This is a genomic window from Clostridium sp. CX1 (genome assembly GCF_025398335.1).
Taxonomy (GTDB): Bacteria; Bacillota; Clostridia; order Clostridiales; family Clostridiaceae; genus Clostridium_AM; species Clostridium_AM tanneri.
In genome coordinates, this window is sequence record NZ_JAODOO010000002.1 from 59918 (window position 1) to 73524 (window position 13607).

Below are 13607 nucleotides of genomic sequence, written 5' to 3' on the forward strand. Positions count from 1 at the left end.
TAAGGGGGTTGGCAATATGAGTAGATATGAAAGAAATATGAAAATGCTTTCTAAGGAGGAAAACTCTAAACTAAAAAGTTTTAAGGTCTGCGTTATAGGTTGTGGAGGACTAGGAGGATACATAATTGAAATGTTAGGCAGATTAGGAATTGGCCGCATAACTGCAGTAGATGGAGATGTATTTGATGAAAGTAATCTAAACAGACAACTTTTATCAAATTGTAACAATTTGGGGAAAAGCAAAGCAATGGAAGCAAAAGAAAGAATGAAACTAGTAAATCCTGAGATAGAGGTACAGACTATAACTGATAGGATAACAGAAGAAAATATATTAAGTGTATTTTCAGATCAGGATGTAATAATAGATGCAGTGGATAATATTAAGACTAGATTTTTGATAAAAGATGCTGCAGGAAAGCTAAATAAGCCAATGGTACATGGTGCAATAGCTGGTTGGTATGGACAAGTCTCAACTATATTTCCTGGAGAAAAAACCTTAGAGAAAATTTATCCTAGAAAGGTGGAGAAGGGCATTGAGAAAGAACTTGGAAATCCATCTTTTACTCCAGCATTAGTTGCATCCATAGAAGTAAGCGAAGTATTAAAAATATTGCTTGGAAGAGGAGAACTACTTAGAAATAAAGTACTGCGTATTGATTTATATGATCAAGTTTATATGACATTAGATATGTAAAGATATAAAATCAGTATACTTTATTTAATATTTTTCATGTTAAAAAATGGAGCTTATAAAAATAAAGTTTAAGCAAGTTATTTTTATAAGCTCTAACGTTATCTATAAAGTTAAACTAAGAATAAACTGGAAGTTTAGAGCAGGTAGTCATCGGATAAATTCACACAATATTTTTCTTCTAATCTAATAGGATAATAGGATTTTTTTGCCTTTCTTAATCCCTCTATACCTAAGTCCTGCTCTCTATTAATAAATTTCACATCAGTAAAATACTTTTCTACAAAGGTCTTATTTATAAAAGAATAAATTCCCCTTATATCGGATCGTCCTTTCTCTATATGAATTATAGCCATGTCTTTGTTTACAGATTCTCCTATTGTAAAGGCAGATATGACATCATCTACATAAATAGCAATTCCCTTTAGATTAAGGACATCCATATTTTTTATCAGTTCTTTTATACCTTTTAGTTCATAGGATAAATATTCATCACCATTATATTTTTCCTCATGCCAGATTTCTGCAGCCCTTATGCAATCTTCTCTTACAGATTCTTCAGAAAGGTCTTTAACAGAATAATCATAGGTTTTAGTAAAATAATTATAGTGATTTTTCTTACTGTGTAGTTTTTTACCGGATAAAGTTGCTAATTTTGAACTATCATATATATAGTCAAAATTATCTATATCATCTTCTACTTCTATATCATCACCATAAATATCTTTTAATTCCTTTAAAAATGATTTTTCTACATCTTTAAAGAGGTATTTCATCTTATTCTTTAATCTGTACTCTTTCAGTATTTCAATTACTTTTTTAAGATTTTCATTATTGTATCCCATAGGCTGCATAAAATGATAGTTTCCTTTGAAATCTTTCTTTTTAATAATTAGTACTCCGTTATAAATTGTATATGTTATATCACAGCCTTTTCTCCAAATAAGAAGATTAGCAAAGGAATATTCGCAGGTATTAAAATTATATTCGTTTAAATATCTATCAAAAATCCATTTATCATCAATAGTAAGGGGACTAAAGCAGAGTTCTTCATGATTCTCTTCTTCTTGTAGTTCATTATATTCTATTCTGTCACAGACACCAATAGTATTCAATGTTAGCATAAATACACTCCCTGTCTTTTTATTTACAAAATTTGCTTATATTACTCTTTAATTATATAACTATGTGTATATATTAGTGAAGTATGCACTTTTATGTTTTATGGTATAAAAAAGATACTACTATATATATTAATACTTAGAGTATATTTTGCAAACATCAATATACATAAGTATAGTAAGTAAAACTAAGAAATAAGGACATGAAAAGGTTTTATATATTAATTTCTTCCCATTCTGGTCTTAAAATGCTGTATAAATACATATCATGCCTTTTTCCGTCTCTATGTATAAATTCTCTGTAAGTCCCTTCTTTCTTAAAGCCTAGATTTTCATACAATTTCAATGCTGGTTTATTATAGGATAATACATTAAGGCCAATTCTGTGTAAATTTAATTCTTGAAAACCAAATTCCATTGTAAGTGCCAGGGCTTCCTTTCCTATTCCCTTACCTCTATAGGTATTATCGCCTATACCTATATATATTACTGCAGTACCGTTGTTCCATAGTATATTTTCAAAACCAGTTACGCCTACAAATTTATCCTCCTCAATAGTCCTTATTGCAAAGATGTATCTATCATTTGAATTTTTTATTTCCTTTAACATTTCATTAAGTTCACTTTCACACTTAGGAATTGCCGGAATCATATCATAAAGTCTTAAAAAGTTAATATCGTTATACCATGACTCAAAAATAGCTAAGTCACTTTCCTTTAAAGAAGTTAGTCGTACATTACTGCCTTTTAGTAAATTATTTATTAGCATTTTATCACCTTTCCGTTATTTAAGTAGACTTTATTTAAGTCAAGGTTTATTATAACTTATCATAATATGTGTATACAACATTATAGTTTTTTAACTGATAGTTGAAAAAAATGTCTTATATAGATTTTATGCATTTACTACTGGCATACATCTACCCATTGAGCACTAGTAATACTTTGCATATCTGAGGGAGTAATTTTAAGTGCTGCATTTATGGCACCAGCAGCAGGGTAAACATATTCGAAGTTCTGGAGGGATATATCTAAATAAATGTCCAGAGGATTTTTCAAACCAAAGGGACATACTCCGCCTACGGGGTGACCGGTGATTTCCTCTACCTCACTAAGGTCTAACATTTTGGCCTTAGTATTAAATGCTTCTTTATATTTCTTATTATTAATTTTAGCATCTCCACGAACTACAATAAGTATATCCTTTTCCTTTAATCGGAAAGCCAACGTTTTAGCAATTAATTTAGGCTCTACTCCTATTGCACTTGCTGCCTGATCCACAGTTGCACTGACATCATCTAGTTCAAAAACAGGGTCCTGATGAGTTCTTTCAATAAAGTAGTTTCTTACACTTTCTATGCTCATTATATTACCTCTTTTCACAAACAATTATTATTTATTAGTTTATTTTATAAAACAGCCCTTTGTCAAGTGTTAGGCAATATGGATTAAAATGTATTTTTACATAATCATTTAATGAAAGTTATCTTTCTTAGGAATTTAAAAAGCTTATCTATAATAAGATAATACTAATGTAAATATAAGTTCAAGGAGATAAAAAATGATTAGTATTAGCAAATTATTGTGTGGAACTGAAAATTATGGAGATAGTTTACGTTATATTAAGGGAGCTGCAGAGCAAAAGTATGGTGTAAGTGAAGGTAGAGGTCCGGTAGTAGTTTGGAATTGCACAAGAACTTGCAACTTAAATTGTATACACTGCTATGCAGATTCAAAAAATATGAAATATGAAGGAGAATTGACCTTACAGGAAGGAAAAGATTTTATAGAGGATCTAGCAAAATTTAAAGTGCCAGTTATACTTTTCTCTGGAGGAGAACCTCTTATGAGAAATGATATCTTTAATTTATTAGAGCATAGCAGTAAATATAATATCCGAAGTACTATTTCCACTAATGGAACTCTTTTAAGCAAAGAAGTCTGTCTTTCTTTAAAAAGATTTAATGTTGGTTATATTGGAGTAAGTTTAGATGGAGTAGGAAGTAGTCATGATAAATTTAGAAGAACTAAGGGAGCCTTTGATAAAGCTCTGCTGGGAATAAGGAATTGCCTAGAAAGTGGACAAAAGGCTGGACTGAGATTTACTATAAACCGGCATAACTTTAATCAACTAGAGGACATTTTTAGACTAATAAAAGAGGAAAATATACCAAGAGTATGTTTTTATCACCTGGTTTATTCTGGAAGAGGAAACGAAATGATAAAAGAAGATATTAGCCACGAGGAATCTAGAGAAGTTATGGATTTAATAATAAGAAAGACTTTAGAGTTTGGAGAAAAGACTGAAATACTAACAGTAGATAATCATGCAGATGCAGTTTACATCTATTTGCAGGCACAAAAAAGATATCCAAGCCTAGCTAATAGGGTGTTAAATCTTATAAAGATAAATGGAGGAAATCGCTCTGGCATGGCTTTTGGAAATGTAGATTTTAGAGGAAATGTTCACCCAGATCAATTTACCTCTCATTATAACTTTGGCAACATAAGAGAAAAAAGCTTTAGTGAAATATGGAAAAAAAGCTCTCATCCAATTCTTCAGGGACTTAGGGATAGAAAACCATTGTTGAAAGGACGTTGTAGCCACTGCAGATGGCTTAGCTTATGCAATGGTAACTTTAGATCAAGAGCAGAAGCCGTTACTGGAGACTTCTGGGAATCTGATCCCGCTTGTTATTTAACAGATAAAGAAATAGAGAGTTGAAAGGAGTAATATATGATTATATCATGGAATACCACTAATAAGTGCAATATGTATTGTGAGCACTGTTATAGGGATGCTGGTAAGGAAGACAGCTTAGAGCTTACTACTGAAGAGGGAAAGGCACTAATAGAGGAAATTGTTAAGGCGGGCTTTAAAATAATGATTTTTTCAGGAGGGGAGCCTTTGATGAGGGAGGATATCTTCCAGCTAATAAGTTATGCCTCCAGCTTAGGACTTCGTCCAGTATTAGGAAGCAATGGAACACTTATTTCCCCTAGTACAGCATTAAAATTAAAAGAATCAGGAATTAAGGCTGTAGGGATAAGTTTGGATAGCTTGAATGCAAATAAACATGATAGATTCAGAAACTACAGCGGTGCTTGGAGAGATACATTATACGGAATGAAAAATTGTAGGGATATAGGACTACCCTTTCAAATTCATACTACAGTGATGGATTGGAATAAAGATGAGGTACTGCACATTACTGATTTTGCTAGTGCAATGGGGGCAATAGCCCACCATACCTTTTTTTTAGTACCAACAGGTAGAGGAGAAAATATTGAAAAGGAAGCTGTAAATCTAGATGATTACGAAAGACTGCTTTCAGATATCATGAAAAAACAAAAAGAGATAGACATTGAGTTGAAGCCAACCTGCGCGCCTCAATTTATTAGGATTGCAGAAAACATGGGGATAAAACTTAGATTTAGTAGAGGCTGTCTTGCAGGCTTAAGCTATTGCATCGTAGGTCCAAGGGGAGATGTTCAGCCTTGCGCTTATTTAAAGGAAGTAGCAGGCAATGTAAAAGAAACTGACTTTAGTACAATATGGAAGGAAAGCAAAATTTTTAAGGATTTGAGGACCTTAGATTATAAAGGAAGCTGCGGTAGATGTAAATATAAGAATATCTGTGGGGGATGCAGGGCAAGAGCTGCATATAACAATGATGGAGACTATATGTCAGAAGATACTTTGTGTATATATTCATGAAAACTATAGCTATTTCAAAAATCTTTAATATGTAAAATAGTTCATCCAGTATTAGGTGTTCTAAGGAGGTGCAAAAATGGATGAAATTGACAAAAAATTATTAGATATTACACAAAATGGATTACCAATGGTAAGTAGACCCTTTTTGGCCCTAGCGGAGAAATTAAAAATTGAGGAAAGAGAAGTTATATATAGGCTGGAAAGTCTAAAAAATAAAGGATATATAAGAAGAATGGGTGGGGTCTTTGACTCTAAGAAATTAGGGTATTGTAGTACACTTTGTGCCATTAGTGTACCGAAGAATAAGGTAGAGTATGTATCAAAGGTTGTAAATAGTTACGATGAAATCACACACAATTATATAAGAGATCATACTTATAATATGTGGTTTACCATTATAGCGCCATCAAGAGAAAGGATAGAGGAAATCATGACTGCTATTAAAAAAGAAGGTGAGGTTTTAGATATGATTGATCTTCCAGCAGTGAGGCGTTTTAAAGTAAAGGCTTCTTTTAAGCTTTCGGAGGTATAGCTATGGTAAATGAAGTGCAAAAAAAAATTATTAATAGTTTATCTAAGGATATGCCACTTTCGCCAGAGCCATATAAAGCTATTGCTATGGAACTGAAAATTACTGAAGAAGAGCTGCTGGATAACTTACAACAACTACATCAAAAGGGAATTCTACGCAGGGTTGGAGCAGTTTTATACCATAGAGAGGCTGGATATAAAGGCAACGCCATGGTTGTATGGAAAGTACCAGAAGAGAGAGTGGATGAAGTTGGAAAGATAGCAAGCACCTTTAATGAAATCACCCACTGTTATGAAAGAACTACAGGGGAAAGATGGAGATATAATTTTTTTACAATGGTTCATAGTTGTAATTTACAGCAGTGTGAAGTAGAGATAAATAAGATTTCCAAGGCTATTGGTATATATGACTATAAGGTTTTGCATAGTATTAAAGAACTTAAGAAAAGCAGCATGAATTATTTTTAATTACTAAAAAACTTAAATCACTGCAATTATTATGCAGTGATTTTTTATTCTTAGGCTTTCTTATAATTTGTTATTATCATCAGATTGTCAAAGTATACATAGTTAAAGATATGAGGAGAGTTTTGCGATTTTGCAGTAAGACCAAAGTTTGGATCTACAGAAAAGTAGTTAATACTAGATACAGTTAAACTCTGAAGAAAGTCATTAAAAATAAGTCTTTTTGAATAGCTATGTTCTGCATCTAGTTCATTAACTGCACAGTAGTATAGAAAAGTCTCATAATCATAAATTACTTTGTAATTTAAACTATAACCATTGTAAAGGGTTATTTTAATGTTTCCTGCCAGAGATTCTGTTTTAATACTATGAATTTTTTCTATTTGATATTGAGTTAAATTAGGAAAACTATTATACAAAAACAAATTCTTTGATGGTAAGTAATTAAAAAGAACTTTACAGCTATTGCTGGATATAAAGGCAAAAATGTGATTATCATAAAGTACTATTTCTTCAGTAAACCCATAATCCGTTTCAAATATTATAGTTTTACTGGGCATATTATAGATTTTCACAATAAGTTTATTTAAGTCTGCTATTTTCTCTGCTGAAAAATGCTTCTCTTCACAGTAATTAAGAAATACGTTGTAGGTGCTTAAAAATTTAATTTCCTTTCCATTCACAGATATAGAATGTATGATAAACACCCCCCAATTCCCCTTGATAATTTGTTAACAAAACCTATTAAGTTTTATATTCTATTATATGAAAAAGGAATAAAAACTGTTAATATGAAAAATATTTTGGAGATTGAAGGAATAGCAGAAACTTGAAAGAATAATAATCAAAAATAGATAGTATTTAATAGTATGATAGTAAGAAAAGAATTTCAAGCTAGAGTAATTTCAGTAAGCTACTTCCAAATAAAATTTTGCTTCTAAAACTATAATTAGAGGAGTGATAATATGTCAGAAATTCTTGTGAATGTAACTAGAGGACCTTTAGTAGAAAGTATTCATAGAGGAGACATAGCTGTAGTTGATAGCAAAGGAAAGCTATTGTATTCAACTGGTGACCCATATAAGGTTACTTATATGCGATCAGCAGCAAAACCAATTCAAACTCTAAATGTAATCATAAGTGGTGCAGCAGATAAGTTCAATTTAAATGATAAAGAATTAGCCATAATGTGTGCATCCCATTATGGTGAAGATTTTCACAGAAAAGTTATAGAAGGAATAATGAAGAAAATTGGATTACCTATATGTAATTTACTCTGTGGAGCTACTTTATCATTAAGTACCGAATATACAAAGGAATTATTGTGGAATCATGCTAAACTTAATCCAACTAATACAGATTGTTCAGGAAAGCACGCAGGAATGCTTGCAGTGTCACTATTTAAAGGTTATAGTGTAAATGATTACAACCTAGAAACACATCCAGTGCAAAAAGAACTTAAGAAGATAACCTCAGAAATTTGCGAAATTGAAGAAGAAAAGATTTCAATTGGCACAGATGGTTGTACAGTTCCTGTCTATGGAATTCCATTGTATAATATGGCATTAGGCTTTGCTAAGATAGCCAACCCTGATGGTTTATCAGATAAATACAAGATTGCTTGTAGGAGAATATTTAAGGCTATGAATGACTGGCCTGAGATGATAGCAGGTACTGATGGATTTTGCACAGAGCTTATAAAAAATTCCCATGGTAAGCTTATAGGAAAGCTTGGAGCTGAAGGGGTTTACTGCATCGGAGTAAAAGGAATGGATTTAGGTATAGCTTTAAAAATTGAAGATGGAAGTTATAGGGCAGTTTGGCCTGCAGTAATGAAGTGCTTAGAGGAGCTGAAAATATTAGAAGACAGTGAACTTAATGCCTTAGATAGGTTTAGAAAGGGAAAGAATTTAAACAATATAAAGGTTCAGGTAGGAGAAGTTAAATCTGTATTTAATTTAAAGAAGCTTGATTAGTCAAGCTTCTTTTAGGTTATTTTAATTTCTTCAATTTCCTTAACTTTTATAAGGTCATTTATGGCTTTAGCTTTTATTCCAAAGTAAGTAGTTCCCCAAACTCCAACTAATATCATAATGGACCCTAGAAGATGATAATATTTAAATTGCTCATGTAATATTACAACTCCCGCTACTATAGATACTATTGTAGAAAGATTTGAGAAAACAGCAGATTTTGATGCCTCTATCTTTGACAGAGTAAAGTTAACTAGTAAGAAAGCTATAACAGAGGACAGAATCCCTAAATAAGTAATAGAAATAATGAAATCTTTATTATGCAGAGGCTTAAAGTAGTCTAGAAGAGTACCATAAATAGCATGATTAATAATCAATACTCCATTAAAGACTATAGCACCTAAACCCATCATAAAATAGGTTATTTCCATAGGTGTAAAGCTTGAAGAAAGTTTTCTTGACATTATATTAAAGGCAGCAGCTGATATTACAGTAATTATAAGTAGAACTATTCCCAAAATACTTGTACTGCCAGAATCAGTACTGTTCATAAAGGCAATGAAACCAACGCCTGCAACGGATATAGATATAAATGCAAACTGAGCTTTGGAAGCTCTCTCTTTAAGAAAGTAAGATGCCATTATTGTAACAATTACAGGTATAAGGGCTATCATAACTCCAGCTAAAGAGGAGGATGAGAATTTAATACCATAGGTCTCAAATATAAAATAAATTACTGGCTGCATTAGTGCGAGAAAAAACAAGTTTTTCACAGGTTTATTTCTGTAATCAACTTTCACAACCTTAAGCAGCACAAGAATAGTCATTACTGAAAAAGCCGCTAGAAACCTAAAAGATAGCAGGCTAAAAGGAGATGCCACATTTAATGCCTTTTTAGAAAAAAGAAAGCTTAAACCGAATATTAAAGATGTAGTTGTAGCTGATATATAGGGCAGCCAATTATGATTTTTAAACATATACGTCCTCCGAAAATAAGAAATTATTTTACATACAGATATATAATACAATCAAAATATATGGCATTGCAATAAAGAATTATAAATTTAAGAATCTGTTATAAGAAAAGTATTAATTTTATGTTAAATAATTGTAACAAAACTAATAAAAGTAAGTATAATAAATTGAGTAGCAATTTTTATTTGATAAAAGTTAACCTTGATTTGTAGAGGAACTTCTAAATAGCTTACATATTATTAATTAGAGGAGTGAATCTATGAAAAGGAAAAAAATTTTATCTATTTCCATTATTATTGTTTTTGTTGTGTATATAGGAGCTTCCCTAATGCTTGTTAGTAAAAAACCGGATATTTCAAGAATATCTAAGGCTCAGCAGATAGCAGAGTATAGCAAACCGGCAGTTGTTCGTATTGTTAGTGGTGCACTTATTCAATGGAAGTATACTCCTGATTATGATTACTACTTTTACTATTTAGATTCTGCAATTATGGAATACTTAAAGGCCTATGATTACAAAACCTTAGACCTTGGCGCAGGTTCTGGTACAATTATAAATCCAAATGGGTATATAATTACAAATGCACATGTAGTAGAAGTAGCTAAACTGGATAATACTCAGATAATAAAAAGAGAAATAGCTCAGATGAGTGTAGAGATTTCACAACTTTTTAGCTCTAAGTATGGAGTCAACTTTAAACCAGAGGCCTTAGCTACTTATCTAGAAAGTCACTTAAAAGCAGAAGCTTTGGAGAAGGTAATAAAGGTTATTCTTCCAGGTGGAGGAGACTTCTTAGATGGAGAAATAAAAAGTTATGGAGCACCAGTTGGCGAGGGAAAAGATGTTGCTGTTATAAAAATCGAAAAAACAAATCTTCCATCCATATTGCTTGGAGATTCGGAAAAGGTTCAGCTTCAAAGCAATGTATGGGTATTTGGCTATCCTGCAGCAGCAGATTCTCAGCTTTTATCAAAAGAATCCATACTTGTAGTTTCTATAACAGATGGAAAAGTTTCAGCTACGGATAAGAAGTCTACTCAGGGAGCACCAGTACTTCAAATAAATGCAGCAGCTACCCATGGAAACAGTGGTGGTCCAGTGATAAATGATGATGGAAATGTGGTAGGACTTCTAACCTTTAGGAGTGAAAATAACTCAAAGGAGACTCAAGGATTCAATTTTGTAGTGCCAGTAAATACTGTAAAGGAATTCGTAAATCAGGCCGGAGCTAAGAATGAGGAAGGAGACATAAATAAACTTTATAAGGAAGGCCTTCAGCTGTACTGGGCAGGGTATTATAAGGACGCTTTAACAAAATTTGAGGCAGTACAGAGACTTAATTCAAATCACTCAGAAATTAAAAAGTTTATATCGGAATGTCAACAAAAGAGTTCACAGAGCAAGATATTATGGTCAAAGTATAAAAGTATCGCTTTTGCTACAGATGGATTGGCAGTATTATGTATAGCAGCATTAGTTTACTTTGGTTTTTTCAGAAAGAAAGAAGCTGTGAGGGAAGAGAATATAGCTAACAAGGAATTTGAAAAAAATCAAGAATCAGAAAATATTGCTAGCAGTTCTACTGGGGCAAATGAAGATTTAATAAATAAGCCTCAATTGCAGAAACAGAGCACAGGTGAAAACATTAAAGCAAAATTATATGTTATATCTGGTCCAATTGAAGGTGCTGTTAAAGAATTTGGAGAGGGTTCTATTGTTATAGGAAGAGATCCTAGGCTTTGTAACTTAGTATTTCCACCGGACTGTATCGAAATCGGTAGAAAGCACTGCATTATAGCTTACAATTCTGAAAAGCAGATTTTTGTTCTAGGAGACTGCTCTTCAACTAGCGGCACATTCTTAGGTTCAGGAGAGAGAATAGATTCCCAATCAGAAAAAGAATTGAAGTCTGGAGATAGTTTTTATTTAGGAAAGAAAGAGTATTTATTTGAAGTATGGCTAGAGTAAGTAGAAGAAGTTACTAAGGCGGTAGAAAAACTACCGCCTTAGTCAGTTTTTTTTGTATCAGTTTTATCGTTAGTTTCTTTTCTGCGATGATATTGAGGACACATCCTGGAGCAGCTGCCACATCCACTGCAGTTGTCATTACGATTTTTTATAATTTTATATATTGTGTAGAAGGCATAAAAAACTACAGCACCGGCAACAGCAACTTCCCCAAGTTCTTTAAGACCCATAAAAATACCTCATTCCTATATTATAAAATAAAAATGAAACTACCCAAGCGGCGGCAAACTGATAAAGTATTGAGATTAAAGTCATTTTAGTGCCAAATTCCTTCTTCATAGTAATTATTGTTGAGGCACAGGGAGTATATAAAAGGATAAAGATTACAAAGCTTAAAGCGGACATCGGACTAAAATATTCAGTAATAGTTATGGAAAGATTACCACCGTATAAAACACCTAAGGTACCTGCAATAACTTCCTTTCCCATTAGACCAGTTAACAATGATACAGAGTTTTGCCAATTTCCAAAACCTAAGGGAATAAAAACAGGAGATATTAGTTTCCCAATAAAAGCCAGAAAGCTTTCGTTGATATTTACCATACCATGTAAATTAAAATTAGACAATACCCAGGTTATAATGGACATAGAAAAGATAATAGTACCAATCTTTTTTAGGAATCCCTTTCCTTTTTCCCAGGTATGTATAAAAAGTAATTTTGAATTAGGCATTGTATATTCCGGCAATTCATCAATATAGGGTTCATAATCTTTTTCCTTAACTAGAAGTTTCAATATTAAACTCAAAAGAAAAGCTAAAATTACGCCAGTAGAATACATAAATGCAAGAAGTATAATTTCTTTGCCCTGAAAAAATATAGTAGCAAAAAGCATGTACACAGGAAGTTTCGCATTACAGGACATTAAAGGTATAAGTAGGGCGGTAATATTGCGCTCTCTTTTATCTTCTATATTTTTAGCTGCCATTAAAGCAGGTACGGAACAACCAAAACCTAATATCATTGGTATGAACGACTTTCCAGATACTCCTCCCATATACATTATCCTATCCATTAAAAAAGCAGCTCTGCTCATATATCCACTGTCCTCTAGAAAGGAAAGCAGAGAAAAAAGAGTCAGTATAACAGGAAGAAACACTAACACAGAACTAATACCAGATAGTATTCCATCTATTAAAAGAGACTTAAACCATGGACTTTGATAATACAAAAGCTTATTGAGCAAAGGTATAGTATAATCGAAAAGTAAACTCCTTAGAATATCTGAAAGTGGAGTACCAACCCATGAAAATACTATCTTAAAAATTAAATAAATAATACCTATAAAAAGGGGATAAGCAAGGTACTTATTTAAAACAATTCTATCTATAATTTCCGTGGGCTTTTCAATTTTATGTTTATCAAGTTTTACACAGGAACTTAGCAGTTGCTCAATATATTTATAGGTATCTTTTTCAGTGTGTAGGTCTTTAGTTAAGGTTTTAGGGAAAATAAATTCATTGCTCTTAATATATTTATGTATGTGAGCTATCGTATCTTTGTCTGATTTATCTGCAATAATAACTGGTATACCAAGTGCATTAGACAACATGCCGCTGTCTATATGAATGCCATTTTTAGATGCTTTATCTAACATAGTTAAAATTAGCACCATTGGTATGTTAAGTTCTGTAAGCTGTAGTGTTAGGTAAAGGTTTCTCTCTATACTAGCAGCGTTAACAACATTTATTATTAAATCAACCTTATTTTTCTCTATATAATTGTTAAATATCTCTTCTGTTTTTGAATTTGTGTTTAAAGAATAAATTCCAGGGAAAGCTACTATTTTAGTATTTTTGTCTATATACCCTTCTTGTTTTTGGATCTTGGAATTTCCATCTTCTTCAGACTTTTGCTGCAACTCTGCTATTTTGTTGAAAAAAGTCTCCTGACCTACATTAGGATTACCAATTAAAGCACAAACAGTCATACTTTTCTCCTTATTTATAAGTTTTAAATAATATAATGATTTCAAATTTATCTAAGATAGATATAAAGAATAATCAAGTATTTTCCTTTATATCTATTATTATACGTTAACCTTACGCTTATTGCTACTATACAAGATCAATTTCTAGTACCATTAGATGAAAGGTTTTATATTT

General features: G+C 32.0%; 14 protein-coding genes. 7 read left to right on the forward strand and 7 right to left on the reverse strand.

Translation table 11 applies throughout. The annotated features are described in order from the left end of the window. Positions 1-16: 16 nt before the first annotated feature. Positions 17-694, forward strand: a complete 678-nt coding sequence (locus tag N4T77_RS02090; RefSeq protein ID WP_261670074.1) for a HesA/MoeB/ThiF family protein — start codon at positions 17-19, stop codon at positions 692-694. Between the two features lie 134 nt (positions 695-828). Here N4T77_RS02090 and N4T77_RS02095 read toward each other — a convergent pair whose 3' ends face one another. The 3 genes from N4T77_RS02095 to N4T77_RS02105 all read right to left on the reverse strand — a co-directional run bounded on the left by N4T77_RS02095 (position 829) and on the right by N4T77_RS02105 (position 3177). Beyond that, complete coding sequence (locus tag N4T77_RS02095) at positions 829-1815, reverse strand: DUF2156 domain-containing protein (RefSeq protein WP_261670075.1); 987 nt, start codon at positions 1813-1815, stop codon at positions 829-831. A 211-nt stretch (positions 1816-2026) separates the two neighbouring features. Then, positions 2027-2581: a GNAT family N-acetyltransferase gene (locus N4T77_RS02100; protein ID WP_261670076.1), complete on the reverse strand. Its 555-nt coding sequence runs from the start codon at positions 2579-2581 to the stop codon at positions 2027-2029. Positions 2582-2718: 137 nt separating this feature from the next. Next, positions 2719-3177: a YbaK/EbsC family protein gene (locus N4T77_RS02105; RefSeq protein WP_261670077.1), complete on the reverse strand. Its 459-nt coding sequence runs from the start codon at positions 3175-3177 to the stop codon at positions 2719-2721. Between the two features lie 196 nt (positions 3178-3373). Here N4T77_RS02105 and nirJ1 point away from each other — a divergent pair, with 196 nt between their 5' ends. From nirJ1 to N4T77_RS02125, 4 genes are all read left to right on the forward strand, one after another. Beyond that, complete coding sequence (nirJ1, locus tag N4T77_RS02110; protein WP_261670078.1) at positions 3374-4537, forward strand: putative heme d1 biosynthesis radical SAM protein NirJ1; 1164 nt, start codon at positions 3374-3376, stop codon at positions 4535-4537. A 12-nt stretch (positions 4538-4549) separates the two neighbouring features. Then, entirely contained in the window at positions 4550-5530 is a 981-nt protein-coding gene (nirJ2, locus tag N4T77_RS02115; protein WP_261670079.1) for a putative heme d1 biosynthesis radical SAM protein NirJ2, read from the forward strand. 76 nt (positions 5531-5606) lie between these two features. After that, positions 5607-6062: an AsnC family transcriptional regulator gene (locus tag N4T77_RS02120; RefSeq protein ID WP_261670080.1), complete on the forward strand. Its 456-nt coding sequence runs from the start codon at positions 5607-5609 to the stop codon at positions 6060-6062. A gap of 2 nt (positions 6063-6064) precedes the next feature. Beyond that, positions 6065-6529 (forward strand): Lrp/AsnC family transcriptional regulator, encoded by a 465-nt coding sequence (locus N4T77_RS02125; RefSeq protein ID WP_261670081.1) that lies wholly within the window; start codon positions 6065-6067, stop codon positions 6527-6529. Between the two features lie 50 nt (positions 6530-6579). Here N4T77_RS02125 and N4T77_RS02130 read toward each other — a convergent pair whose 3' ends face one another. After that, positions 6580-7233 carry a hypothetical protein gene (locus N4T77_RS02130; protein ID WP_261670082.1) on the reverse strand — a complete coding sequence of 218 codons (654 nt, stop codon included), beginning with the start codon at positions 7231-7233 and terminating at the stop codon, positions 6580-6582. Between the two features lie 258 nt (positions 7234-7491). Between N4T77_RS02130 and N4T77_RS02135 the strand changes: the two genes are divergently transcribed. Beyond that, positions 7492-8502, forward strand: a complete 1011-nt coding sequence (locus tag N4T77_RS02135) for an asparaginase (RefSeq protein WP_261670083.1) — start codon at positions 7492-7494, stop codon at positions 8500-8502. 11 nt (positions 8503-8513) lie between these two features. Here N4T77_RS02135 and N4T77_RS02140 read toward each other — a convergent pair whose 3' ends face one another. Then, positions 8514-9476 (reverse strand): DMT family transporter, encoded by a 963-nt coding sequence (locus tag N4T77_RS02140; RefSeq protein WP_261670084.1) that lies wholly within the window; start codon positions 9474-9476, stop codon positions 8514-8516. 257 nt (positions 9477-9733) lie between these two features. Between N4T77_RS02140 and N4T77_RS02145 the strand changes: the two genes are divergently transcribed. Further along, complete coding sequence (locus tag N4T77_RS02145; RefSeq protein WP_261670085.1) at positions 9734-11443, forward strand: trypsin-like peptidase domain-containing protein; 1710 nt, start codon at positions 9734-9736, stop codon at positions 11441-11443. 38 nt (positions 11444-11481) lie between these two features. On the opposite strand, the gene N4T77_RS02150 is transcribed toward N4T77_RS02145, so the two are convergent. Continuing rightward, the gene (locus tag N4T77_RS02150; RefSeq protein ID WP_261670086.1) at positions 11482-11673 is read right to left on the reverse strand and encodes a FeoB-associated Cys-rich membrane protein; all 192 of its coding nucleotides are present in this window, start codon (positions 11671-11673) and stop codon (positions 11482-11484) included. Beyond that, positions 11663-13432: a ferrous iron transport protein B gene (gene feoB / locus N4T77_RS02155; RefSeq protein ID WP_261670087.1), complete on the reverse strand. Its 1770-nt coding sequence runs from the start codon at positions 13430-13432 to the stop codon at positions 11663-11665. The genes N4T77_RS02150 and feoB overlap by 11 nt, the downstream gene beginning before the upstream one ends. Positions 13433-13607: the final 175 nt, after the last annotated feature.